The sequence below is a fragment of the Mesorhizobium sp. M0761 genome (assembly GCF_040320205.1).
Taxonomy (GTDB): domain Bacteria; phylum Pseudomonadota; class Alphaproteobacteria; order Rhizobiales; family Rhizobiaceae; genus Mesorhizobium.
In genome coordinates, this window is sequence record NZ_JAMYPF010000006.1 from 293,268 (window position 1) to 317,516 (window position 24,249).

Below are 24,249 nucleotides of genomic sequence, written 5' to 3' on the forward strand. Positions count from 1 at the left end.
GAGGCCGGCCTGCGAATGGCGGCTCCCTGCGCTTCCGGCCTTCGCCGGCCGAAGCCCTCATGAGGCGTTGCGGCAGTTAAGGCTACGGCCGGCGTAGGCCGGTGCTTCGTACTGAAGTACGCTTCGCTCCGGTTCTCGGGAGCCGCCATTCTCTGCTCGGCCTGACCTGAACCTCGCGCCATGCTCCGCGCTCAGCCTGTCGGCAAGATGAACACAAGCTTAATGCTGCAATGCAGCATTTGCATTGCGGCTATGCAAAGACGTCTGTTCAATTCGTGGGCAGCACTGCCTATCTAAGCGTCATCGAAACGATTTGATCCAACAACTGGAGGACAACCATGAACCCGATCCGCGCTTTCCGTAACTGGCGTATGTACAACGAAACCGTGCGCGAGCTGAACAAGCTCAACGCCCGTCAGCTCAGCGACCTCGGCATCAGCCGCGGCGACATCGAGAGGATTGCCCGCAAGGCCATCTAATTCGAAGCCTGGTCGGCCGATGAGGCCTGACCACGCGGCAGAAGCAAGAGCCGCCGCAGACGGTATCCCGTCGCCGGTTCCGAACCCGCTGGACCCTGTCCGGCGGGTTTTGTCGTTTTGGACCCCTGTTACAACTCGGCATCAATGATCGCCGGAGCCGAGGTCCTCCTGGCCTCCCCTGCTGTCCGGTGTCCGACGGCTGCGCCCTGCGCCAAAAACATTGCGAAATGGCAACGGAGCGGTTATACAGGCCGCGAATTTCCCATTTTGGTGGCTCTAAACCACCGCCCGCGCGGGAACGCGGGCGAACGAGAAGGATTTTTGAAATGGCCAATACGCTGCTGATGCCCAAGGCGACCGCCGTCTGGCTGGTCGACAACACCGCGCTGTCCTTCGAGCAGATCGCGCAGTTCTGCGGGTTGCATCCGCTCGAGGTCAAGGCGATCGCCGACGGCGAATCGGCGCAAGGCATCAAGGGCATGGACCCGATCATGACCGGACAGCTGACCCGCGACGAGATCGCGCGCGCCGAGAAGGATCCGAACCAGCGCCTGAAACTGTCCGACCCCAAGGTGCGGGTGCCGGAATCCAAGCGCAAGGGTCCCCGCTACACGCCGCTGTCGAAGCGCCAGGACCGGCCCAACGCTATCCTGTGGCTGGTCCGCAACCATCCGGAATTGAAGGATGCGCAGATTTCGCGCCTGGTCGGCACGACCAAGTCGACGATCGAACAGATCCGCGAGCGCAAGCACTGGAATTCGGCCAATCTGCAGCCGATGGACCCGGTGACGCTGGGTCTCGCTTCGCAGATCGACCTCGACATGGAAGTCAACCGCGCCTCGCGCGGCCGCGAGCAGGCGCAGCCTGTCGGCGACACGCTGCTGCCGGCTGCCGTGACCGAGCGCCTGGTGCCGGCGCCGGAGAAGCCGAAGGACGAGGATGCCGAGCTCGACGCAAACGCCGTGTTCGCCAAGCTCTCGGCGCTCAAGTCCAAGAAGGAAGATGCGGACGACGAGTAAGGTTTGCGACAGTTCATCAAAAAAGCCCGCTTCGAGCGGGCTTTTTCATTGATTGTCGAAGTCTCAGCTGCGCGCCGCCCGGTCCGGCGTCATGCCATAGTCCTCCGAGCGTTCGACGGCGCGGTAGAAGTCGGCAAGCTGCTTGCCGCGCTCCGGCTTGAAGATGCGGCCGGCGATGACCACCGAGGCGATGCGGTCGATGCGGAAGGCGCGGAAATCGTCGCGCATCTCGCACCAGGCAACCAGCGTCCATACCTTGCCCCAGAACCACAGACCGAGCGGACGGATGTCACGCCCGGTGCCGCGGCCGGCCTCGTCGCGGTAGTCGATGGTCAGCACCTGTCGCTTCTCGACAGCGCGCTCGATCACGTCGATCGCCTCACGCGCGGCGTCGCTCACCACCCACATCGGGGTGTGGATCTCGGTGCGGGCGATGCGGTCCTTCTCGGCGTCGGGCAGGACGGCGCCGATCTTGACCAGCGCCTCGTCGGCCGCACGCGCCATAGCCGCGCCGCCAAAGGCCCGCACCATGCGGGCGCCGGCGACCAGCGCGACGATTTCGTCACGCGTGAACATCAGCGGCGGAAGGTCGAAACCCTCCCTCATCATGTAGCCGACGCCGGCCTCGCCGTCGATCGGCACTCCGGTCGACTGCAAATCGGCGATATCGCGGTAGATGGTCCGCTCGGAAACCTCGAGCCATGTGCCGAGCTTCTGGGCGGTGACCAGCCGGCCGCCACGCAGGTGCTGCACGATCTGAAAGAGCCTGTCGGCACGTCGCATCGTATGGTCCCTCGGCTGCTTGTCTATGAATGTCATGGTCCCAAAACCGGTTCCGGGTGACATCCATGTCCTGTTTTATGCTTGTCGTTCTCCCAAAAACCGCTGCGCACTTTTGGGCGACACGCATTATGGTTTAAGTCCTTCGCGCTTGCGCTGCACGGCGACGAATTCCGCGCCGAAGGACAACTTCTTCGTTGTCGGCGTGTTCACGTCGAGCACACGCCAGTACGGCGTGATATCGTTCAGCGTCATGCCGCGTTCGAGATCCTCATTGGCGGCTTCGGCGACGGTTCGCAGATGATAGCCGATGGTGACCGGACATGTCACTTGCGCCCCATGCTCGATGGCGAGCGCGGTGCGCAAGGCGCGTACATCCATCTCGAGGCCGTTGGGGATCGTGCGGATGAAATCATCGACCTGACGGGCCGTCGGCACCAGCATCGGCTGGCCCTCGACGACGTCGCCCATTGTGCGTGGCGTCGGCTTCACGCCGTTGACGCCCGGCGTGTTCAGCCTGTCGTTCCAGCTTTTCACCGTTCATGTCTCCTGACACGTTTATGGCATGGTGCTCCTGACAGCATTCTGTCAGGAGCCTTCAGCATTGTCCGTAGCAGGCGCCAAAAGTCTTTGCGCCAGCCCAAGGCGTCGCCGCCGGGGGTCCATGTCAATGATCCGGGCGTTGCGGGGTCCGCATCCAAGCATTGTCATGTAAAACGCCTCAGATCTCGCGAATGCGGCTGTGACCCTCATACATATCCGGCCAGCCAATGTCCTTGCGGATGTCCGCCGGCAAGGAGTTCAGGAAGCGCTGGGTACGGACTTCATTGCGCATCGTGCGGATCTTGCCGACATAGTGCTGTACGCTGTTCAAAATACCAAAGCTGTTCATGACCATCTCCTCTTCTCTGATGGAGACACTATTGCATACCCCTCCTGACAGCAGTCTGTCAGGAGCATGTCAGCTCGTTGAAGAAAGCTGCGAGGTGCTTTGCGGTCGGTTCGGAAACGAGCCTTTTGTCAGGAATGGCCAAGTCGACCGAGACCATGCAAGAACCGCTTTGACAGCCTGTCGCGATGCTGCTCAAAGGCGGGCATGTCGAAACTCCTCGCGCTCGTCATCATCGGCATGATGGCCATTCAGCTGATCAAGCCGCTCGGCTGGCCGGGCCTGAAGCGGCGCGGCGATTTCTGGAAGCTGGCCCTGATCGCCATGGCGGCCATCGCGCTGGCGGGTGCGCTGGGGCACTGGGCATAGCCTTGAGGGTCAGGTCGGGTCCACCGTTCCCATGGCAATCATCCGGATGGCGTTGAGGCTGGGCACGAAGAAGTAATCGCCACCGCGCGTCGTCATGAATTCCGGCAGGTTCGCCGCAATAAAAGGCGTGGCGTTGGCCGGGCGGCCGGAATGACATGCTTGCTCGATTCGGCGCGGTTGCCGGTCAGCGTGCAGGTGTCGTTGCCGGTTTCGGAATCCAGGCCGTAGCTCATCCATTGCTGCTGGATGATATTCTGGCTCAGATCCATTGGAAGCAGGCTGCAATCAACAGTATTTGGAAATACTCGCGTCAGTTCTCTGAAGCCCACCAGTCCGAGCTTGTGCCCCCTCAGGTCAATCGGCGAGCACCCATCCGACCAGATGTTCGGCCCAGGCGCGGTAACCGGCTTCCGAGGCATGAAAGCCATCGGAGGCAAAGCCGGCCTCCGGGTTGGTGATCGGCAGCCGTGGCGCCGGCACGGCGCCGCGCTCGAAACAGAGGCGCTCGCCCATGCGGTTCATTGCGGTAGCGCGGATTTCGAGAATCTTGCCGAGCAGCGGCGGCATGGCCGGCGCGCGGGTGAACTCCAGCACCGGCGACCAGACGACGCGGGCCTCCGGCCATTTGGCGCGCAGCGCGTAAAGCAGGCCGCCGAACTCTTTCTTGAAGCGCGGCACCGAGTGGAAATTCTTGGTGTCGTTGGTGCCGATGGCCAGCACTATATGCGTCCACCGATCGGCCGACAGATTGGGCAGCACATGGTCGCGGATCTGGCCCGACGTTGCCGAGTTGAACCCGGCGGCGCGCCAGCGCACGGCAAGGCCGGTTCGTTTTGCGACCAGCATTGCAAGCTGCGCGGCAAGCCCGTTCTCGGAATTGCCGATGCCGACGGAAGCGGCCGAGGAATCGCCCAGCACCAGCAGCGAGATGGCCGGCGCCTTGCCCGATACTTCGTGCATGACCGGCCCTTGTGCCGGCAGCATGCGGGTGGTGCGGCGGCGCACGCCGAGGCCCTGCCAGACATAAACGGGGTAGGCGAGCCAGGTAAGAAGGGCCGGGAAGCGCATGGCGATACCGTTTAGAGATAAGCCGCAGCCTTAGCGCAAGTTTCGCCTGAGGTGAACGAGCTTCTAGTCGCAGCAGTTCGGCTTGTCCGCCTGCTTGTCCTGATATTCGTCATGCAGCCGCACCCAGTCCATCAGGCTATGATAAGGGCCATTTTCGCCGCGGCCCTTCGGTGTCATGTCGAGATAGTCGTAAGTGCCGATCTGGGCCTCGCCGCCGCGGGCGCGCGACATAAAGGTAAGGAATATGTCGCCGTTCTCTTCCTTGTAGAAAACACTGGTGCCGGGAAGGTCCTTTGACGTGCGCGGACGCGTCTCGAAATTGTAGGTGGTGTCGCCGGCCGCGATCTGCTTGTCGGTGAAGGAGACCTGCATGTCGAAGTTGAAATCCGAGGCGTAGGACGACACCCAGTCGAATTTCCAGCCCATACGCTGCTTGTAAGGCAGCAGTTCCGCCAGCGGCGCGCGCGCAACCACCACCAGCGACACGTCGTGGTGCCTGAGATGCTGATCGGCGCCGTCTATATGGTCGGCAAGGAAGGAGCATCCTTCGCAGCGGTGGTTCGATCCTGGCGTCATCATGAAGTGGTAGACGATCAGTTGGCTGTTGGCGCCGAACAGTCCGGCCAGGTTCTTCGGACCCTGCTCGGTCTCGAAGACATAGTCCTTGCGGATTTTCATCCAGGGCAGTTCACGCCGCTCGGCGGCGATGCGCTCACGCAACCGTGTCAATTCCTTCTCGCGCGCCAGATGCGCCTTGTGCGCCTCAAACCAGTCTTCACGCGAAACCACCTTGCTGCGAGTCATGAAGTTCTCCCTGTCTGTTCACCCAAGGACGTTTGGGGTGGGCAGAAACCGACATCGCCGTCAGCTTTTGCCGAAAGGAGATAAGGATGGACGAACTCCGTCCAAGCCGGGCTTTGCATAAACAAACCCGGGCGCATCGGCCCGGGTTGTATGACAACGGGAGGACTGCGCTCAGGCGGCCTGTTCGAGGCTCGCCGTCCATTGTCCCAGCGCCGCCAGATGGTTCATGTGGGCACGATGGGTGAAGGCGGCCTGGCCGGCGGCGACGTTCGATGCCTTGCCGCTCCAGGCCTTTTGCGGGGCGGCCTGCAAGGCGCGGCCATAGGAGAAGGTCAGCTTCCACGGATGCGGGCCGATGGCGTTGATGGCGTTGAGGTTGGCGGTAGCCTCCTCGTCCGACTGCCCGCCCGAAAGGAAGGCGATGCCCGGCACCGCTGCCGGTACGGTTTCGCGGAACAGTTTTATGGTCTTTTCCGCGACCTCTTCGGGGCTGCTCACCTTGCCCGACTTCCTGCCGGCCAGCACCATGTTCGGCTTCAGGATGGTGCCTTCCAGCACAACGCGCGCCGCATGCAGCTCGTCATAGAGCTTGATCAGCGTTGCCTTCGAGATGTCGTAGCAGGTGTCGATGTCGTGCGCGCCGTCCATCAGCACTTCCGGCTCGACGATCGGCACGATGCCGGCCTCCTGGCACAGTGCGGCATAGCGGGCCAGCGCATGGGCGTTGGAGGCAATCGAATTGACCGAGGGCACGCCCTTGCCGGTGTCGATGTCGATCACCGCGCGCCATTTGGCGAAGCGGGCGCCGAGCTTGTAATAATCTGCGAGCCGCTCGCGCAAGCCGTCGAGGCCTTCGGTAACGGTATCGCCGGGAAAGCCGGCGAGCGGCTTGGCGCCGGCATCGACCTTGATGCCGGGAATGGCGCCCGCCGCCTTGATGATGTCGACCAGAGGCGTGCCGTCGGCAGCCTTCTGACGGATGGTCTCGTCGTAGAGAATGACGCCGGAGATGTACTTCGTCATTGCGTCCTTGGCGCGGAACATCATCTCGCGGTAGTCGCGGCGGCTATCGGCGGTCGATTCGACGCCGATAACGTCGAAGCGCTTCTTGATGGTGCCGGAGCTCTCATCGGCGGCCAGCAGGCCCTTGCCGCCGGCCACCATCGCGGCGGCAATGTCTTCGAGACGTTCGCTCATTTTTCTTCTCCTAAGGGGGTACGTTCCGCGCGTAACGGAAGTCTACCGCCAAAGGAATGGGATCGGAAAGCTCGAATCGATTGAAAGTTCCTGGCGTCCGTTTTTGCGCCCCCGATCCGGTCAGGCTTGTTTCTTCAGCACGTCGACGCCGGGCAGCGGCTTGCCTTCCATCCATTCGAGGAAAGCGCCGCCGGCGGTCGAGACATAGGTGAAGTCGTCGGCGACGCCGGCATGGTTGAGGGCGGCCACCGTATCGCCGCCACCGGCGACCGAGACCAGCTTGCCGGCCCTGGTGCGGGCCGCCGCGTGCCTGGCCGCCGCCACCGTGGCGTGGTCGAAAGGCTCGATTTCGAAGGCGCCAAGCGGGCCGTTCCAGACCAGGGTCGCGGCGCGGTCGATCCATTCACCGATCGTCTTCACGGTCTTTTCGCCGACATCGAGGATCATGCCGTCAGCCGGGACATCCGAAATGGCAACGGTCTCGCTGGCCGCACCCGCCTTGAATTCCTTGGCGACGACACCGTCGACAGGCAGGATGATGGCGCAGCCTGCCTCGGCGGCCTCGATCATGATCTGCTTGGCGGTCGCGGCAAGGTCATGCTCGCACAGCGACTTGCCGACAGCGGTGCCACGCGCGGCGAGAAAAGTGTTGGCCATGCCGCCGCCGATGACCAGCGCGTCGACCTTCTTCACCAGGTTCATCAACAGGTCGATCTTGGTCGACACCTTGGCGCCGCCGACAATGGCGACGACAGGGCGGACCGGATTGCCGAGCCCCTTCTCCAGCGCCTCGAGCTCGGCCTGCATGGTGCGGCCGGCATAGGACGGCAACAGCCGCGCCAGGCCTTCGGTCGAGGAGTGCGCCCGGTGGGCGGCGGAAAAGGCATCATTGACGAAGATATCGCCATTGGCGGCGAGCCGCTCTGTGAAATCAGGATCGTTCTTCTCCTCGGTCTTGTGGAAGCGGGTGTTTTCCAGCAGCAGCACATCGCCCTTGTTCATGGCGGCGACCGCACTGCCCGCCGTGTCGCCGACGCAATCGCCGGCAAAGCCGACCGGGCGGCCAAGCACCTCCGCGGCAGCCTTGGCGATCGGCTCCAGCGAGAATTCGGGCGAGGGACCATCCTTCGGGCGGCCGAAATGCGCGAGCAGTATGACCTTGGCGCCCTTGCCGGACAGCTCGGCGATGGTCGGCGCGATGCGTTCGATGCGGGTGGCGTCGGTGACCTTGCCGTCGGCGACGGGCACGTTGAGGTCGACGCGCACCAGCACGCGCTTGCCGCTGATATTGCCGATATCGTCGAGTGTCTTGAAGGCGGCCATGCGGGTTCCTTTCCGTGGAAAATCGCCGGGACCATACCTCGCATCGATGACGATGCAAGGCTTGAGCCGGGGTGCGAGCTAAATTTTGAGATCAAGGCGAAGGCTGTCGTGATGATGCGGGACGTCAGCGTGAACCGATCGCTTGTCAGCCTTCGGTCGTTATCTTTTCCGCCGTCGGCTCAAGGGCCTTCTCATTGGCTGTCGCCTCTGCAGTCTGCGTCTCGGTCGGCTTGCGCCAGTTGCGGATGAAGGCGGAGACACGATCGCCGATCTCGCCGGCGCTCAGGAACACCGGAACCCGCGCCATCGGCGCGGTCGGCTCGAAGGACAGGCCGAGACCGGTGATCTTGCCCTTGTCGTCGACGTCGCGGACGATCAATTCGATCGGGCCGATCAGCACCCGGTCGGCATATTCGGCATGGCCGCCGAGCCGCGCGGTCACCAGCGCGCCGACGGTGAGCTTCTGCTCGGCTTCGCTCAATCCCGGAGTGTATGCGGCCTCGAGCTCTGCGGCCGAGCGGGCGGGATCGACGGCGAAGGCGCCGAAGAAGTCGGCATCCTCGGGGTCGACTACGGCGCGGCTGGCAAACAGCTTGTCAAGCAGGCGCGGATAGCGGTCGGGCACGAAGATGTAAACCTGGTCGCCGGCCGCGAGCCGGCCCATGTCCTGGAAACGCATCGAGCGGCCGTCGCGCAGCACCAACGAGGGCCGTGCCCAGCGCGGGATACGCTCGCCGCGCGCCACCGGGCTGCCGGGCGCAACACGGTAGGCGAGCAGTTCGTGGTGGGCGGAGCCCGGCAGTTCGAGTTCGACCTTGTCGAGCGGCCCGAGTCTCGCCGGCACGATCAGGCCGAGCCGGCGCGCCAGCGGACCGACCGACCAGCCCTGCACCACCAGCGATACCAGAACGATGATGAAGGCGACGTTGAAGATGGTGCGGCCGTTCTCCAGTCCGCCGAGCAGCGGGGTGATGGCAAGCAGGATGGACACGGCGCCGCGCAGGCCGACCCAGGAGACGAAGGCGATCTCGGGACGCGGCAGGCGGAACGGGATCAGGCAGAGCCAGACGGCGACAGGGCGCGCGACAAACATCAGGAACAGGCCGAGCAGCACCGCCGGCACCATGATCGCCGGAAACTGCGAGGGTGTCGCGAACAGGCCGAGGATCAGGAACATGATGATCTGTGCCAGCCACGACATGCCGTCCTGGAAGCGCTTCAGGATGGTGACGGCGCGGATGTCGGAGTTGCCGGCAATCAGCCCGGCGAGATAGACCGCCAGGAAGCCCGAGCCGCCAATGGCGCCGGCGGCGGCGAACACCATCAGTGACAGGGTCAGCACGAAGATCGGCAGCAGGCCATGGTCGAGGTTGAGCCGGTCGACGAGGCGCACGATGCCGAGCCCGCCAAGCACGCCGACGACGGCGCCGAGCCCCATATTGAGCAGGAAGCCCAGGATCAGGTCGGTGACCAGCACATGGGTCTCGGGATTGGCGTGGGCGGCGATGATCTCGACCAGCGTGATGGTCAGGAAGATGGCGATCGGGTCGTTGGTGCCGGATTCGACTTCCAGTGTCGCGCGCACGCGCTCGCGCAGATTGATTTCGCCGGCGCGCAGCAGGAAGAACACCGCAGCCGCATCGGTCGAGGCGACGGCAGCTCCAAGCAGGAAGGATTCCAGCCAGCTGAGGTCGAGCAGGTAATAGGCGGCGGCGCCGAACAGGCCAGTGGTCAGGATTACGCCGAAGGTCGCCAGCGACAGCGCCGGGCCGGCCGCCTGGCGCAGCGCGTTGAGCGGCGTGCCGAAACCGGAATCGAACAGGATGACCGCCAGCGCCAGTGAGCCGGCAAAATATGCCACGCGCGCATTGTCGAATTCGATACCGAGACCATCGACGCCGCTGGCGAGGCCGATGCAGAGGAAGAGCAGCAGCAAAGGGGCGCCGAAGCGAAAGGCGATCAGGCTCGAGAACGCTGCGGCGACGACTAGCGCTGTGCCGACCAGCGTGACGAGATAGATCGCATGCTCCATCCGTGATTTGCCCCTCGAATTCCTCTTTCTACCGATTCACGGGAGAGTGGGGCGAAGGCATGGCCGGTGCAAGGCGCAAGGATGGCTTTTTTGCCTTATGCCGCTGATTTTCCGGCGTTTGGCGGCTCGGCGCGCGTTGCCCGGCGCGCTGACGAAAAACGCCCGGGCAAAGCCGGGCGTTCGAAGCTGCAAGACGATGCCTTCAGGTCAGGCGATGGTCTTGCCGAAGGCGACCGAGGTGTCGGCCATGCGGTTGGAGAAGCCCCACTCATTGTCGTACCAGGACAGCACCGAAACGAAGTTGCCGTCCATGACCTTGGTCTGGTCGAGCGCCAGGATCGACGAGCGCGGATCGTGGTTGAAGTCGATCGACACATTCGGATGATGGGTGACGCCGAGAATGCCCTTGAGCTTGCCGTTGGAGGCGGCGATCACCGCTTCGTTGATCTCCTGCACGGTGGTGGCGCGCTTGGCGATGAACTTGAAGTCGACGACCGAGACGTTAGGGGTCGGCACGCGGATCGAGATGCCGTCGAGCTTGCCCTTGAGGTCGGGCAGCACCAGGCCGATCGCCTTGGCCGCACCGGTCGAGGTCGGGATCTGCGACAGGGCAGCTGCGCGGCCGCGGTAGAGATCCTTGTGCATGGTGTCCAGCGTCGGCTGGTCGCCGGTGTAGGAGTGGATCGTCGTCATCATGCCCTTTTCGATGCCGACGGTCTCGTGCAGCACGGCGGCGAGCGGCGCCAGGCAGTTGGTGGTGCAGGACGCATTCGAGATGACGATGTGGTCCTTGCTCAGCTTGTCGTGGTTGATGCCGTAGACGACGGTGAGGTCAGCACCTTCGGCAGGCGCGGAGACGACGACGCGCTTGGCGCCGGCGGTCAAGTGCGCGGCAGCCTTGTCGCGGGCGGTGAAGATGCCGGTGCATTCGAGCGCGATGTCGATGCCGAGTTCCTTCCACGGCAGTTGCGCCGGGTCCTTGATCGCGGTGACCTTGAAGCTCTCCTTGCCGACGGTGATCTGGTCGTCCGAGACCGACACTTCATGCGGGAAGCGGCCGTGCACGCTGTCATAGCGCAGCAGATGCGCGTTGGTCTCGACCGGGCCGAGGTCGTTGACGGCGACGACGTCGATGTCCTTGCGGCCGGATTCATGGATGGCGCGCAGGATGTTGCGGCCGATGCGGCCAAATCCGTTGATGGCAACTCTGACGGTCATTTTACTCTCCCTGGGAGCTGGAGGCGGCAGATGGGTCCGCAGCTTCATAGCGGCGGATGGCACAAGAATCCAGCCGCAGAAGGCCGAATTTAAATCGATTAGGTTGGTCCACCCCGCGAATCCGCCTCGGAGGTGCGCGGGACTGACCCTGATCTTACTTGCCGTGCAGGCGGGCTTCCGCTGCCTTGGCCGCGGCTTCGGCGGTGATGCCGAAATGCGGGTAGAGCTGCTCGATGGTGCCGGAAGCGCCGAAGCCCGTCATGCCGATGAAGATGCCGTCGGAGCCGATCAGGTGATCCCAGCCCTGGCGGATGCCGGCCTCGATCGCCATCTTGATCGGCGCGTTGCCGATCGTCTCCTTGCGATAGGCGTCGCTCTGCTGGTCGAACAGTTCGAAGCAAGGCACCGAGACGACGCGGGTCGGGTGACCGTGCTTTTCCAGGAGGTCTCGGGCGCCGAGAGCGATCTCGACCTCGGAGCCGGTGGCGAAGATCGTCACCGCCGCTTCGCCGCTCGCCGCGGCCAGCTCATAGGCGCCCTGGCTCGAGAGGTTCCTGGCCGAGTGCTCGGTGCGCACCGTCGGCAGGTTCTGGCGGGTCAGCGCCAGGGTGGACGGGGTCTTTTCCGATTCAATGGCAATCTGCCAGCATTCGGCGGTTTCCACCGCGTCGGCCGGGCGGAAGACATTGTGGTTGGGGATGGCGCGGAGCGCCGCCAGATGCTCGACCGGCTGGTGGGTCGGGCCGTCTTCGCCCAGACCGATCGAATCATGGGTCATGACGAAGATCGAGCGGATGCCCATCAGCGACGCCAGCCGCATCGACGGACGGGCATAGTCGGAGAAGCACATGAAGGTGCCACCATAGGCGATGAGGCCGCCATGCAGCGTCAGGCCGTTGAGGGCGGCCGCCATGCCATGCTCGCGGATGCCGTAGTGGACATAGCGCTGGCCGTAATCGTCCGGCGTGATGTTCTTGGTCTGGCTGGTCTTGGTGTTGTTGGAGCCCGTCAGGTCGGCAGAGCCGCCGATGGTCTCGGGCACGGCGCCGTTGATGACTTCCAGCGCCATTTCCGACGATTTGCGGGTGGCGACCTTCGGCTTGTCGGCCGACAGCTTCTTCTTGTAGTCGGCAATGACGGCATCGAAGTTCGACGGCAGCTTGCCGGCGAGGCGGCGCTCGAACTCGGCCTTCATCTCGGGCTTGGCCTTGGCGAGCCGGCCCTCCCAGTCGGTGCGCGGCTTGGCGCCGGCCTTGCCGGCGGTGCGCCAGGCGTCGAGGATGTCGGCCGGGATCTCGAAGGGCGGCGAGTCCCAGTTGAAGAATTTCCGCGCGCCGGCGATCTCGTCGGCGCCGAGCGGCGAGCCGTGCGCCTTGTTGGTGCCGGCCTTGGTCGGGGCGCCGAAGCCGATGGTCGTCTTGCAGGCGATCATCGTCGGCTTGTCGGAATGGCGGGCGGCCTCGATGGCGTAGGCGATTGCCTCGGGATCGGTGCCGTCAATGTGGCTGGCGTTCCAGCCCGAGGCCTGGAAGCGGGCGACCTGGTCGGTGTTGTCGGCAAGCGAAACCGGACCGTCGATCGAGATGTTGTTGTTGTCCCAGAAGACGATCAGCTTGTTGAGCTTGAGGTGGCCGGCCAGCGCGATGGCTTCCTGCGAAACCCCTTCCATCAGGCAGCCGTCGCCGGCCAGCACATAGGTGTAGTGGTCGACGAGGTCGTTGCCGAAGGCGGCGTTCATGATGCGCTCGCCGAGCGCGAAGCCGACCGAATTGGCGAGACCCTGGCCGAGCGGGCCGGTCGTCGTCTCGATGCCGGTGGCATGGCCGTATTCGGGATGGCCGGCGGTCTTGGAACCCAGCTGGCGGAAATGCTTGATCTGGTCGAGGGTCATGTCCTCGTAACCGGTCAGATGCAGCAGCGAGTAGAGCAGCATCGAACCATGGCCGGCCGACAGGATGAAGCGGTCGCGGTCCGGCCAATGGGGGTTCTTCGGATCATATTTCAGGAAGCGGGTGAACAGCACTGTGGCGATGTCGGCGCAGCCCATGGGCAGGCCGGGATGGCCGGACTGGGACTTCTCGACGGCGTCCATGGAGAGAAAACGGATCGCATTGGCCATCCGGTCATGTTGTTCACGCGACGTCATGGTACCTCCGGGGTGGGGATTTGCGGGCTTGGCAGAGCCCAGGAAAGAGTGCGCGACACATAGCAGCCACGGGCTTTTAGTCAACAAATCGGCTGCACATTTGCCGGTCTTGTGATGGCTTTGAGACCTTATGGGGCGACCTACATTAGCGTTAGCGGGGGACAGTCGCGAGAGCTTTGTTGACGTTGCCTTCACCCGGTGCCTAATGTTTCCTTGTTAACGCGTTCTGAACGCGAAGCGATTCGGTGATGGGCAGGGCACAGGACGAAGGCCATGACCGGCGAAACCACACTCAAGGAAGTCATCCACAGGCTGGGCAAGGCCATCGAGGGGCTGGAAAACGCCGTCGCGGCCAAGCTCGAGCACGAGCGCGACTATTCCGAAGCCGAGGCTGAGGTGCAGCGCATGAACGCCGACCGTTCACGGCTGGCGCAGGAACTCGACAATTCCGAAGCCCGCGCCGAACGGCTGGAAGATGCCAACAAGGAAGTGTCGCGCCGCTTGGTGACCGCCATGGAAACCATCCGCGCGGTGCTGGACAGGTAGGAGCTGCAGGCCATGGCACAGGTCACGGTTTCCATCGACGGCAAGCAGTATCGCATGGCTTGCGACGAGGGTCAGGAAGAGCACCTGATCGACCTCGCCGAGCGGTTCGACCGTTATGTCTCGCATCTGAAGGATTCGTTCGGCGAGATCGGCGACCAGCGGCTGACGGTGATGGCCGGTATCATGGTGATGGACGAGCTTTCGGAGCTGCAGAAGCGGGTCAAGGGCATGGAGACCGAAGTGCAGACGCTGCGCAAGACGCGCGACGAAGCGCTGACCAAGGCCGACAAGAACGACACCGCGCTGACCAGTGCGCTCGGCGCGCTCGCCCAGCGCATGGAAGACCTGGCCACGTCGCTGGCGGTCAACAAGGCCTGAGCCTTCCCCGCACAAACGAAAGATTGTCGGCCCAACGTCGGTCCGTAGAACGAAAGTGCTCGTTCCGTCGCCAATAATAGTTTCCTATTGTCCTGCAGCCGCGATTTTTGCGCTAAGATGCGGGAATGCCGGAGCGTTGACGCCGTCCACGGCCGCTCCTGACGAAATCTGTTGCTGGGGAAATAATGCCATGAGCCTTCGTATCAACGACATCGCGCCTGACTTCACCGCCGAGACCACGCAAGGGCCGATCAAGTTTCATGACTGGATCGGCGACGGCTGGGCGATCCTGTTCAGCCATCCGAAGAATTTCACCCCGGTCTGCACCACCGAGCTGGGCACGATGGCGGGGCTCGAAGGCGAGTTCAAGAAGCGCAACGTCAAGGTCATCGGCATTTCCGTCGATCCCGTTGCGAGCCACGACAAGTGGCAGGCCGACATCAAGACGGCGACCGGCCAGACGGTGAACTACCCGCTGATCGGCGACAAGGACCTCAAGGTGGCCAAGCTTTATGACATGCTGCCGGCGGGCGCCGGCGAGACGTCGGAAGGCCGTACGCCGGCCGACAACGCCACGGTGCGCTCGGTCTATGTCATCGGGCCGGACAAGAAGATCAAGCTGGTGCTGACTTACCCAATGACGACGGGCCGCAACTTCGACGAGATCCTGCGCGCGGTCGATTCCATGCAGCTGACGGCCAAGCACCAGGTGGCGACGCCGGCCAACTGGAAGCAGGGCGAGGATGTGATCATCACCGCCGCGGTTTCGAACGAAGATGCGGTCAAGCGTTTTGGCGCTTTCGAGACGATCCTGCCCTATCTCAGGAAGACCAAGCAGCCGTCAGCCTAGGTTTTCTCCGTCGGAGCTATTTGGGGCTTCAGTCCTATTTGTGGCAAGGCGTGCTTGACCGGCGCGCTTTGCCAGATGACCATGCTCTTGTTCAACCCGACGGAGAAAACGGTTCCTGTCGGGCAAGGGGCAGGGGGGCCGGACATTGGACATCGCTTCGGCCAAACCTGAGGTCGCCGGCTTCTACGACAAGCCGACCGGCGCCATCCAGTATGTCGTCACCGACCCGGTGACAAGACGCTGCGCCGTCATCGACCCGATCCTCGATTTCGACGAAAAATCCGGCGCGACGGCGACGAAGAATGCCGACGCCTTGCTGGATTTTATCCGCGAAAACGGGCTGGAGCTCGAGTGGATCCTGGACACCCATCCGCATGCCGATCATTTCTCGGCGGCGCACTATCTCCGGGAAAAGACCGGCGCGCCGACGGCGATCGGCGACAGGATCATCGAAGTCCAGGCGCTGTGGAAGGCGATCTACAACTGGCCGGATTTCCCCGCAGACGGCTCGCAGTGGGACCGGCTGTTTGGGGAAGGCGAAACGTTCATGATCGGCAACCTTCCGGTCAAGGTGCTGTTCTCGCCCGGCCACACGCTGGCCTCGATCACCTATGTCATTGGCGACGCAGCCTTCGTCCACGACACGCTGTTCATGCCCGACAGCGGCTCGGCAAGGACGGATTTTCCCGGCGGCAGTGCCGCGCGGCTGTGGCATTCGATTGAGGGCGTTCTGGCGCTGCCGGACGAAACGCGGGTGTTTGTCGGCCACGACTATCAGGCCGGCGGCCGCGAGCCGTGCTGGGAGAGCACGGTCGCCGAGCAGAGGGCAAAGAATATCCACCTCCTTGCGGCGCGCAGCGAAGCCGAGTTCGTCGACTTGCGCGAAGCGCGCGACAAGACACTGCCGATGCCGCGGCTGATCCTGCATGCGCTGCAGGTCAACATGAATGGTGGACGGCTGCCGGAACCGGAGGCCAATGGAAGGCGGTATCTGAAGTTTCCGCTGGATGGGCTTTGAGAGGGCAGTTGGCGAAGCTGCCGATCTCCCCCGCAAGGGGGGAGATTGGATGTCAAGAATGCTTTCGCCAATCGCCAGCGTAAGCGTAAGACATAAAAAAGGCGGCGCCGGTTTCCCGACGCCGCCTTCTGTTCCTTAGCCGAACCCGGCTTTACGCCGCCGGCTGCGCCTCGATCGTGCGCAGCGCCTGCATCTGGCGCTTGGCGGCGGCCTTGACCGCGTCCTGCACCTTCTCGAAGGCGCGCACCTCGATCTGGCGCACGCGCTCGCGGCTGATGTCGAACTCGGAAGACAGCTCTTCCAGCGTCAGTGGCTCCTCGGCGAGGCGGCGGGCCTCGAAGATGCGCCGCTCACGATCGTTGAGCACGGCCAGAGCGCCCGACAGCATGCCGCGGCGGTTTTCCAGCTCGTCCTGCTCGATCAGCATGTCTTCCTGGCTTTCGTGGTCATCGACCAGCCAGTCCTGCCATTCGCCGGATTCACCTTCGCTGGCGCGGATCGGCGCGTTCAGCGACGCGTCGCCCGACAGGCGGCGGTTCATCGACACGACTTCGGCTTCCGACACGTTCAGCCTGGTGGCGATCTCGGTGATCTGGTCGGGCTTGAGGTCGCCATCGTCCAGCGCCTGGATCTTGCCCTTCACCTTGCGCAGGTTGAAGAACAGGCGCTTCTGATTGGCGGTCGTGCCCATCTTGACCAGGCTCCACGAGCGCAGGATGTACTCCTGGATCGAGGCCTTGATCCACCACATGGCGTAGGTCGCGAGGCGGAAGCCACGCTCGGGTTCGAATTTCTTGACGGCCTGCATCAGGCCGACATTGCCTTCCGAGATCACTTCGCCGATCGGCAGGCCGTAGCCGCGATAGCCCATGGCAATCTTGGCAACAAGCCGAAGGTGGCTGGTGACGAGCTTGTGCGCAGCGCTGGTGTCTTCATGCTCGGCGTAACGCTTGGCGAGCATGTACTCTTCCTGCGGCTGAAGCATCGGAAAGCGGCGGATTTCTTCCAGGTAGCGGCTGAGGCCGCCTTCGCCGGAAACAATACTAGGTAGTGACTGGGCCATGATTGCGCCCCCTCTCTATTGGAGTGATGCCCCCGAAACGCGGCGGGCATGTGACGCGAGCACCAAAAGGCTCGCCCGCGGCAACTGATTTATATAGGAACAAAACCAGAAAAGACAGGCATTTGTTCAACACGAAACAGTGTGTCACGCTGAAGTGAACAATGCCGCTCAGGTTTTAGCTGGCTGGTTCAGAGCTTGCGGAAGCCGCCGACGAGTTCCTCCATGTCCCCCGGTATCGGCGCCTCGAACCTCATCGATAAATGGGTAGCCGGGTGCCGAAATGCAAGAAGCCAGGCATGCAAAGCTTGCCTGGAAAATGCCTTGACCTGACCCTTCAGCAGTTCGGGCAGCCGGTTGGCCTTGGTGCGGAAGGCCTGGCCGTAATCGGGGTCACCGATGACGGGATGGCCGATATGAGCCATGTGGACGCGGATCTGGTGGGTGCGGCCGGTTTCCAGCCGGCATTCGACCAGGCTGGCGGTGGCGAACGCCTGCTGGCCCTCGCCGAAACGCTCCTTGACGGTGAAATGGGTCACGGCGTGGCGGGCATCGTCACGGCCTTCCGGCACGACGGCGCGGCGCACGCGGTCGGCGGCACGGCCAAGCGGCGCGTCGACCGTTCCGGTCGGCCGTGGAGGGATGCCCCAAACCAGCGCCAAATAAGCACGTTCGAGGTCGCCGGTGCGGCCGTGGTCGGCAAAGGCCTCCGACAGCGCCTTGTGGGCGCGGTCGGTCTTAGCCACCACCATGACGCCGCTGGTTTCCTTGTCCAGCCGATGGACGATGCCCGGCCGCCTGACGCCGCCAATCCCTGAAAGGCTGTCGCCGCAGTGGTGGATCAGGGCATTGACCAGCGTGCCGGTCCAGTTGCCGGCGCCGGGATGGACGACGAGGCCGGCCGGCTTGTTGATGACGATCAGCTCGTCGTCCTCATAAAGCACGTCGAGCGCGATGGGCTCGCCTTGCGGTTCGGCCGGTTCCGGCTCGGGCATGACGACCGATACGCGCTCGCCGGCACTCATCTTGCGCTTGGTCTCGTCGACCGGCTTGCCGTCGATCGAAACGGCACCTTGCCGGATCAGCATCTGCACCCGGCTGCGCGACATGTCAGGCCCGAGGGCGCTCGCCAGCCACTGGTCGAGGCGCTGGCCGGCCGCTTCCGCGCCGGCTTCGAGCACGGTCGGCGCCGCCTCTATGAATTGTCCAGCCTCTATCAATTCAGGGGTCTCTTCGCTATGAGCGCTCATCGAAAAAAGTTCCGGAAGTTCTGCCATGGCCCGGCCCGTTGCCGATGAAGAAGAAAAGCCGCTCGATCCCGAGATCGAAAAGGTGCGCGGCAGGCTCATCCGTTTCATGGCCATCAATCTCGGCCTGCTTTTGCTGGCCCTTATGGTGGTGATCGCGGCCATTGTCTACAAATCGCGCAAAGCGCCGCCCGCGAACCCGCCGCTCGCCAACGACATTCCAGTTCCGCCCGGCGAGCCGCTCGCGGCCGACATAGTGCTCCCGGTCGGAGCCAAGGTGATCAGCCAGGCTCTGTCGGGCAATCGCATTTCGATCGACGCCGAGCTCAGCGACGGCAGCCGCACCGTCTTTGTCTACGACATCGCGGAGCGCCGTATCATCGGCCGCTTCGCCATCCGCAACAAATAGCCGGGCCGAAACAATGACCGGGTTTGCCGAACATCGCGGCATCGCAACCATCACGCTCGTCGTCCCCGACTATGACGAGGCGATCGCCTGGTATGTCGGCAAGCTTGGCTTTGTCCTCTGCGACGACATCGAGCTCGGCGACGGCAAGCGCTGGGTGACGGTAACGCCGGCGGTCGGGCAAGGGCCCCGGCTGCTTCTGGCGGAAGCGTTGGACGATGTGCAGAAGAGCCGCGTCGGCGACCAGACCGGAGGCCGCGTGGTTTTGTTTCTCGAAACCGATGATTTTGACAGTGACCATGCGACCATGCTGGAAAACGGCGTCGATTTCCATGAAACGCCACGCCATGAGCCGTACGGCACCGTGGCGGTTTTCGCCGATCTCTACGGCAATCTGTGGGACCTGATCGAGCCGAAACGCTAAGTCCGCAAACCGAGATTGCACAGAAGCGGTCCGGCCGTTCGAAGCCCAGTTGCTTTTTCCAAACCGTCAGCCTATATCGCCGGTTCTTGAACGCGCCCATCGTCTAGCGGTCAGGACACCGCCCTCTCACGGCGGGAACAGGGGTTCGATTCCCCTTGGGCGTACCAAGCAACGACTTTCCTTCCGCATCATCGAAAATTTCGGGCAGCAGCCGCGCGGATCGCGCGTGACCGCGAGGTCGGCGGCATCAGCGAAATTCGGCAAGTCCGCGTACCCGAATACACCCAATTTAAGTCAGGCCGCGACGCTTGAAAGCGTAGCGATCTCTGTTACTTGCGGTGCGGGGGTAGCATCTGCGGCAACGCGGATTTGGTTGGGCATAGCAGGCATGAATTCGGCAATAATGATATGCCCGTGCTGTCACGGCAGCGGGCAGGTTTTCGATTGCTTGAAATGGCGCGAGTCGAAAGGGCATTGCTGCCCGCAAGGCACGCATCGGGCCGGCTGTCCCGGGCAGACGATGGCATGCGCCGAATGCGCGGGCCTGGGTACGCTGGCGGAAGCCGAGCTCAGAGCTGTTGCATAGCCTCAGGTCATGCAACTCAAGCCCCGTTCACCATCCAGCGCCGGCAGTTTCCGCGAGCTTCTGGCGCGGCGCGGCCAATTGCACTAGCATCATGTACGAAGCCTCGCCAAAGGGCGTTGCGGCGCGCAAGACGCCGGGGAACATAGGCGAGGGTCGGCGAGGAGGAGACCGATGCAGAAACTGCAGTCGCAGGGCGTCCATCACATCACCCTCGTCGGCGCCGGCCGCCAGACCTCGATCGATTTCTGGGAGGGCGTGCTCGGCATGCCGTTCATTTTCGAGCAACCCAATCTCGACAAGCCAAGCGAAAGCCATCTCTATTTCGATCCCGGCGACGGCAGGTTGATCACCGTCTTCACCGACGAGAGCCGCACGCCGGTCAAGCGGCGCACGCCCACCGAACCGGGCTGCGTCCATCATATTGCGTTCTCGGTGTCGCGCGTCACTTTCCTGCAGGCGGTCGCCCGGCTCGACGAACGCGCCATCAAGCACAGCGGCGTCAAGGATCGCGGCTTCATGGATTCGATCTATTTCGAGGATCCGCTCGGCCTGTTGATCGAGCTGGCGTCCTACCGCTTCGAGCCGCCGGCCGGCTTCACCCACGCCGATGTGCTGATGCAGGCGCACAAGCTGCGCGTTGTGCGCGGCGACTACAACATCGCCGAAGTGCACCTTGCCGACGCAATCCAGACGCTGGTCGAATGGTCGCGCGCGACCTTGTCAGACGACCGGACGCCGAAGAATCCATACTGACGGCCAGCAAAAGGGGAGGACCACAATGGCAAAGACAGTTAAGAGCGCTGGCAAACCAGCGGCCAAGCCAGCAGTAAAAGAGGCAGTGAAGCCGGCGGCAAAAGCGGCCGTAAAGGCCGCGCCGAAGGCAGCCGCAAAGCCGGCCGCCAAAACCGCGACGAGGCCGGCTGCCAAGAAATCCGCGCCGAAGGCCAAGGCGGCGAAAAAACCGGCGCTGAAGCTCTCGATGCTGAAGCCAAGCGTCAACAACATGACCGTTCGGGTGTTTGCCCGTGCAGCCGGGTTCGACGCCGCCGAGACCGACGCCTGGGGCCACACGCGGTCGCCGGAATATATGGCGCGCAATCCGGCGCATCTGACGCCGATGATCGAGGACAAGGGGCTGCCGCGCGGCGTGCTGTGGGAGAGCTGTGCCATCATGCAGTATCTCGCCAACAAGCACGGGCTGGAGAAATTCTATCCCAAGGCACCGGCCAAGCGGGCGATGGTCGACAGCGCCATGTTCTACCTGATCGGCACGCTCTACCCGTATGTGGCGCGCGCCACCTATCCGGCGCTGGGTTTCCCGCACTATGCCGGCGAGGTCGGCCATAGCGACGCTCATCCGGAGAAGAAGTCCGAGGCGCAGAAGGCCGCCATGGCGGCGATTGCCGAGCCGCTGGAGGTGTTTCACTCCTTCTTCAGGGACGGCAAGCCGTTCATCGGCGGCAAGCACCCGTCGATCGCCGACATACGCCTGGCATCGACGCTGGAGTTCCTGGCCGTCATCGACTATGCGCTGCCAAAATGGACCAAGGAGTATGTCGCGGCGATGGAGAAGAAACTCGGCAAGGCCTATGCCGAGCCGGCCGGCGACGTGCGCGGCTACATCGCCTATGTGAAGTCGCAGGCCAGCGCGTAAGCTAAGGATTCATTAACCAGAACGCTGTCTATTGAAGGCACCGCGCGACCACGGATGTACTGGCGCAAGGGTGAAGGGAAAGGTCGGCGCAATGCCGGCCTTTTGCTTTTCGCCGATGCGCCATCAGGCGCGTCTCATGCCGTAAAGTCTGACATCAGGCATATTGCCACAGTCTGCTTCGACCCTACCATCATGGTCGGCGGACGACACACGAGGAGCTTTGCGATGAAGGGCGTAGCGAGAGTGTTTGCGATTGCCGGTGTTGTGTTGGTCGGAGGCTACCCGTGCAATGCCGCGCCGCTCGACACGATGGCGGAGGTCGGCGATGCCATCCAGGCGTGCTGGACGCCGCCGGCGGGTGCTGGAAATGCCAGCGTCACCTTGAGCTTCAGCTTCAAGCGCGACGGCACGCTGATCGGTCCGCCGCGGCCGACGGCGATCAAGGTCGATGGCGATGCGGATACCAGGAAGTCGTTCGTCGACGCCGCAACCACTGCCCTGCAAAAGTGCCTGCCGTTGAGCTTCTCGCCGACGCTGGCGCAAGGCGTCGCGGGCAATGTCTTCACCGTGCAATTCGCTTCGCCCAAGCAGTAGGCGAGCGGGCGAGCGTTTCACCGTTTCACAGAAACGGCGACCCCCTCTCTCGTTGTCTTGACGCAATTCCCAGGGGAAAGCGCTACGCGCTTTTCCCGGAAAAACGACTCACACTTTTCCTGAAGTTGCTCTGATCAGTTGTGCGGGCGTCTGATATCGACATGCCGTTGCAGTTCCGGCGTCTCGAAGACGTAGTCGGCCCAGGCGGATTCCGGAATCTGTCCGGCGAGATAGCATTCCAGCAACAGGCTCTGTTCGGGATCGAGCGCTCTCGGCGCCCGCTCATGGTCCAGCCCCAGCGAGTGGAACAGGTTCCTGGTCAGGCCAGAGACAGTGAAGTGAATAGACATCTTCGGTCTCCTTTGCCCGACACAACGCGAGACACCGGAGAAAGGTTTCATCCGCAAGGGCCGATAACGCGGGATCGATGATTGCGGCGGCCTGGGCTCGCCGGAGCCTGGCTACGTCTCAATCTTGAAACAAAAGTGTAATAGCGAATTTACAGGAACCGGCATAATACACTCGGCATAAAATACCTGGCGGTTCTTGGCGTCTCTTCAATTAGACTTGCCTCACGCATTGAGGCTCAATCGGCTGGGCCGGCGATCGGCTCCACAGGGGTACAAGGACCAGGTGTCGCCGATGATGCATTTGTGGCTTGTCGTGACCTTTGCACTGGTGTCGGTAGCGGCAAGCGTCCTCGGCATTTCGGCTTCCCTTGCCGATCCATGCGCCGCGCTCAGGAGCCAGCTGGCACCGTCCGGCCGCAGCGGCGGGATCAGCTCCGAGCTTGCGCAGCTACGTCGCCAGCTAGCGGCGATCCAGGGGCTGGAGAGGCAACGCCGGTGCACGGCGCAAAGTGCGGTGGGGGGCTTCTTCAATGCTTGCGCCGACCTCGCCAAAAGCCGCACACAGGTGCAACGCCAGATCGCGGCGCCGCGATTTCGCGCCGGGATGCGTCCGGACTGCAGGCCAGGCTCGTCGCGCTCGGCTGCACGCCCGCCGCCGAGCAACAAAGACAGCGTCCGGCTGGCGCCCTGATCGGCAGCAATTCGATGCTGTTTTGCGTTCGTCTCTCGGACGGCTATTTCTTCCCGGCGCCGAAATCGCAGTTCGTGCAAGGCGGCGATGTCAAGGAGATGGTCGATCAGTGCCGCTACATCTGCGACGATGCCGGCGTCGACCTGTACACGCTCAGTGATCCAAGCCTTGAAACCGAAGAGATGGTCGCGCTCAATACGCGCACATCCTACAAGGACCTGCCGACGGCCTTCAAATATCGCAATGATGCGAACTTCAGGGCCTGCGACCTCAAGCGCTATCACCGGCGCGTTGCCGAGCTGAGAGCGCGCACGGTGACGCCAGCCAATATGGCCAACGCGATCATTCCTTTGCCGTCAGCGAAGCCGGATCTTGGCACCGTGGCGCAACTTCCCCAGCCTGGCGCAGACGCTGCAGAGGCCAGGGGCGCCGCCCAGCGACAGTCGGCCGAGCCATTGGCCGGCTCGCGGCCGGTCAGGGTGGTCGGGCCGGCTTTCTTCCCGGCGGAGTAACCTGCGCCTAGAGCGTTTCACCGAAACGGCGAACCGCTCTATGTCTTTGTTTTACGCAATTCCGGACGGAAAACCGTTTCACACTTTTCCTGGAATTGCTCTAGTACCAGCTATTCGCAAACCATCCTGTAGCGTTTGCCGGGTTCGCTGACATTCTTGCAGGTGAGCGGATTGGCCGGTTCGGAAGCCATGCTGGGCGGGCTGGACCTGACGTGCCGCCTTGGCGCAGCTATTTGTGTTGTGTGCCTGCGTGCCGCGGGCCGGTAGGGCTCCTGCGGCGGCGGCGTCGGAAACACACCGGCTGCCGCCTGCATCCGGCTGGCCTCAGTCTGCGACGGATCGCGATCCCAGACCCGCCTGATATCGAGCGGCTTCGGGATCACCACCGTGCCGTCATAGCTGCGTGCGCAGCCGCTGCCCGCAAGCAGCGCCAGGCACAGGAAACAAGGCACGATCCAACCGGTCATCAGCAACACCCCCGCCGACTTATAGCCCGGCCGGGGTTCCGCCGACAACCGGCGGAATACCGCAGGGCAATGTGGCTCTGGCCGCAGTCTGGATGGTTATGGTTAGCGGATCATTAATGCTTCTCGGGCACATTCCGCCGGC

Annotated in this window: 28 protein-coding genes and 1 tRNA gene; 14 read left to right on the forward strand and 15 right to left on the reverse strand. The window is 63.2% G+C overall.

The genetic code is table 11. The features are described 5' to 3' along the window. The first annotated feature begins 338 nt into the window (after window positions 1–338). Both NKI32_RS13045 and NKI32_RS13050 read left to right on the forward strand, forming a co-directional pair. On the forward strand, window positions 339–479 hold the full coding sequence (locus NKI32_RS13045) for a DUF1127 domain-containing protein (RefSeq protein WP_023670143.1): 141 nt from the start codon (window positions 339–341) through the stop codon (window positions 477–479). 326 nt (window positions 480–805) lie between these two features. Next, window positions 806–1,498 carry a DUF1013 domain-containing protein gene (locus NKI32_RS13050; protein WP_023670142.1) on the forward strand — a complete coding sequence of 231 codons (693 nt, stop codon included), beginning with the start codon at window positions 806–808 and terminating at the stop codon, window positions 1,496–1,498. A gap of 63 nt (window positions 1,499–1,561) precedes the next feature. On the opposite strand, the gene NKI32_RS13055 is transcribed toward NKI32_RS13050, so the two are convergent. From NKI32_RS13055 to NKI32_RS13065, 3 genes are all read right to left on the reverse strand, one after another. Then, on the reverse strand, window positions 1,562–2,281 hold the full coding sequence (locus NKI32_RS13055; RefSeq protein ID WP_023683994.1) for a helix-turn-helix transcriptional regulator: 720 nt from the start codon (window positions 2,279–2,281) through the stop codon (window positions 1,562–1,564). A 126-nt stretch (window positions 2,282–2,407) separates the two neighbouring features. Then, window positions 2,408–2,815, reverse strand: coding sequence for a hypothetical protein (locus NKI32_RS13060; protein ID WP_023690083.1), 408 nt, complete (start codon window positions 2,813–2,815; stop codon window positions 2,408–2,410). Between the two features lie 184 nt (window positions 2,816–2,999). Further along, window positions 3,000–3,170: a hypothetical protein gene (locus tag NKI32_RS13065; RefSeq protein WP_023670139.1), complete on the reverse strand. Its 171-nt coding sequence runs from the start codon at window positions 3,168–3,170 to the stop codon at window positions 3,000–3,002. Window positions 3,171–3,374: 204 nt separating this feature from the next. On the opposite strand from NKI32_RS13065, the gene NKI32_RS13070 reads away from it, so the two are divergent. After that, complete coding sequence (locus NKI32_RS13070) at window positions 3,375–3,536, forward strand: hypothetical protein (protein WP_023683991.1); 162 nt, start codon at window positions 3,375–3,377, stop codon at window positions 3,534–3,536. Window positions 3,537–3,628: 92 nt separating this feature from the next. On the opposite strand, the gene NKI32_RS13075 is transcribed toward NKI32_RS13070, so the two are convergent. The 8 genes from NKI32_RS13075 to tkt all read right to left on the reverse strand — a co-directional run bounded on the left by NKI32_RS13075 (window position 3,629) and on the right by tkt (window position 13,324). Further along, window positions 3,629–3,865, reverse strand: coding sequence for a hypothetical protein (locus NKI32_RS13075; protein ID WP_353002780.1), 237 nt, complete (start codon window positions 3,863–3,865; stop codon window positions 3,629–3,631). 25 nt (window positions 3,866–3,890) lie between these two features. Then, complete coding sequence (locus NKI32_RS13080) at window positions 3,891–4,604, reverse strand: SGNH/GDSL hydrolase family protein (protein WP_023693665.1); 714 nt, start codon at window positions 4,602–4,604, stop codon at window positions 3,891–3,893. 63 nt (window positions 4,605–4,667) lie between these two features. Next, window positions 4,668–5,408, reverse strand: coding sequence for a DUF899 domain-containing protein (locus NKI32_RS13085; protein ID WP_023693666.1), 741 nt, complete (start codon window positions 5,406–5,408; stop codon window positions 4,668–4,670). A 171-nt stretch (window positions 5,409–5,579) separates the two neighbouring features. Further along, window positions 5,580–6,605 (reverse strand): class I fructose-bisphosphate aldolase, encoded by a 1,026-nt coding sequence (locus NKI32_RS13090; RefSeq protein ID WP_352853701.1) that lies wholly within the window; start codon window positions 6,603–6,605, stop codon window positions 5,580–5,582. A gap of 120 nt (window positions 6,606–6,725) precedes the next feature. Continuing rightward, window positions 6,726–7,928, reverse strand: coding sequence for a phosphoglycerate kinase (locus NKI32_RS13095; RefSeq protein WP_353002781.1), 1,203 nt, complete (start codon window positions 7,926–7,928; stop codon window positions 6,726–6,728). Window positions 7,929–8,073: 145 nt separating this feature from the next. Next, entirely contained in the window at window positions 8,074–9,960 is a 1,887-nt protein-coding gene (locus tag NKI32_RS13100) for a potassium/proton antiporter (protein WP_353002782.1), read from the reverse strand. Between the two features lie 207 nt (window positions 9,961–10,167). Continuing rightward, window positions 10,168–11,178, reverse strand: coding sequence for a type I glyceraldehyde-3-phosphate dehydrogenase (gap, locus tag NKI32_RS13105; protein WP_353002783.1), 1,011 nt, complete (start codon window positions 11,176–11,178; stop codon window positions 10,168–10,170). 154 nt (window positions 11,179–11,332) lie between these two features. Next, window positions 11,333–13,324: a transketolase gene (gene tkt, locus NKI32_RS13110; RefSeq protein ID WP_023730802.1), complete on the reverse strand. Its 1,992-nt coding sequence runs from the start codon at window positions 13,322–13,324 to the stop codon at window positions 11,333–11,335. Window positions 13,325–13,597: 273 nt separating this feature from the next. Here tkt and NKI32_RS13115 point away from each other — a divergent pair, with 273 nt between their 5' ends. The 4 genes from NKI32_RS13115 to NKI32_RS13130 all read left to right on the forward strand — a co-directional run bounded on the left by NKI32_RS13115 (window position 13,598) and on the right by NKI32_RS13130 (window position 16,116). Beyond that, window positions 13,598–13,870, forward strand: a complete 273-nt coding sequence (locus NKI32_RS13115) for a DUF4164 domain-containing protein (protein ID WP_023670128.1) — start codon at window positions 13,598–13,600, stop codon at window positions 13,868–13,870. A gap of 12 nt (window positions 13,871–13,882) precedes the next feature. Continuing rightward, complete coding sequence (locus tag NKI32_RS13120) at window positions 13,883–14,248, forward strand: cell division protein ZapA (protein WP_353002784.1); 366 nt, start codon at window positions 13,883–13,885, stop codon at window positions 14,246–14,248. Window positions 14,249–14,438: 190 nt separating this feature from the next. Beyond that, a complete protein-coding gene (locus tag NKI32_RS13125) occupies window positions 14,439–15,098 on the forward strand; it encodes a peroxiredoxin (RefSeq protein WP_023670126.1) in 660 nt (219 codons plus the stop codon). A gap of 145 nt (window positions 15,099–15,243) precedes the next feature. Then, window positions 15,244–16,116 (forward strand): MBL fold metallo-hydrolase, encoded by an 873-nt coding sequence (locus NKI32_RS13130; RefSeq protein ID WP_353002785.1) that lies wholly within the window; start codon window positions 15,244–15,246, stop codon window positions 16,114–16,116. A 151-nt stretch (window positions 16,117–16,267) separates the two neighbouring features. Here NKI32_RS13130 and rpoH read toward each other — a convergent pair whose 3' ends face one another. Both rpoH and NKI32_RS13140 read right to left on the reverse strand, forming a co-directional pair. Continuing rightward, window positions 16,268–17,179, reverse strand: a complete 912-nt coding sequence (gene rpoH, locus NKI32_RS13135) for an RNA polymerase sigma factor RpoH (RefSeq protein WP_023670124.1) — start codon at window positions 17,177–17,179, stop codon at window positions 16,268–16,270. Window positions 17,180–17,367: 188 nt separating this feature from the next. Then, window positions 17,368–18,426, reverse strand: coding sequence for an RluA family pseudouridine synthase (locus NKI32_RS13140; RefSeq protein ID WP_353002786.1), 1,059 nt, complete (start codon window positions 18,424–18,426; stop codon window positions 17,368–17,370). 25 nt (window positions 18,427–18,451) lie between these two features. On the opposite strand from NKI32_RS13140, the gene NKI32_RS13145 reads away from it, so the two are divergent. The 6 genes from NKI32_RS13145 to tolA all read left to right on the forward strand — a co-directional run bounded on the left by NKI32_RS13145 (window position 18,452) and on the right by tolA (window position 22,087). Next, the gene (locus NKI32_RS13145) at window positions 18,452–18,832 is read left to right on the forward strand and encodes a fimbrial protein (protein WP_353002787.1); all 381 of its coding nucleotides are present in this window, start codon (window positions 18,452–18,454) and stop codon (window positions 18,830–18,832) included. Window positions 18,833–18,845: 13 nt separating this feature from the next. Continuing rightward, on the forward strand, window positions 18,846–19,253 hold the full coding sequence (locus tag NKI32_RS13150; RefSeq protein ID WP_353002788.1) for a VOC family protein: 408 nt from the start codon (window positions 18,846–18,848) through the stop codon (window positions 19,251–19,253). Window positions 19,254–19,345: 92 nt separating this feature from the next. Continuing rightward, window positions 19,346–19,420: transfer RNA gene (locus tag NKI32_RS13155), tRNA-Glu, on the forward strand. A gap of 590 nt (window positions 19,421–20,010) precedes the next feature. Continuing rightward, window positions 20,011–20,592 (forward strand): VOC family protein, encoded by a 582-nt coding sequence (locus tag NKI32_RS13160; protein ID WP_023748344.1) that lies wholly within the window; start codon window positions 20,011–20,013, stop codon window positions 20,590–20,592. Window positions 20,593–20,617: 25 nt separating this feature from the next. Next, window positions 20,618–21,493, forward strand: coding sequence for a glutathione S-transferase family protein (locus tag NKI32_RS13165; RefSeq protein ID WP_353002789.1), 876 nt, complete (start codon window positions 20,618–20,620; stop codon window positions 21,491–21,493). 225 nt (window positions 21,494–21,718) lie between these two features. After that, window positions 21,719–22,087, forward strand: coding sequence for a cell envelope integrity protein TolA (gene tolA / locus NKI32_RS13170; protein ID WP_023701341.1), 369 nt, complete (start codon window positions 21,719–21,721; stop codon window positions 22,085–22,087). Between the two features lie 134 nt (window positions 22,088–22,221). Here the strand turns inward: tolA and NKI32_RS13175 are convergent, their stop codons facing one another. Next, a complete protein-coding gene (locus tag NKI32_RS13175; protein WP_023690098.1) occupies window positions 22,222–22,437 on the reverse strand; it encodes a hypothetical protein in 216 nt (71 codons plus the stop codon). Between the two features lie 534 nt (window positions 22,438–22,971). Here NKI32_RS13175 and NKI32_RS13180 point away from each other — a divergent pair. Next, window positions 22,972–23,640, forward strand: a complete 669-nt coding sequence (locus NKI32_RS13180; protein ID WP_353002790.1) for a DUF2865 domain-containing protein — start codon at window positions 22,972–22,974, stop codon at window positions 23,638–23,640. Window positions 23,641–23,750: 110 nt separating this feature from the next. Here NKI32_RS13180 and NKI32_RS13185 read toward each other — a convergent pair whose 3' ends face one another. Continuing rightward, window positions 23,751–24,107 carry a hypothetical protein gene (locus NKI32_RS13185; protein ID WP_023693676.1) on the reverse strand — a complete coding sequence of 119 codons (357 nt, stop codon included), beginning with the start codon at window positions 24,105–24,107 and terminating at the stop codon, window positions 23,751–23,753. Between the last annotated feature and the right edge of the window lie 142 nt (window positions 24,108–24,249).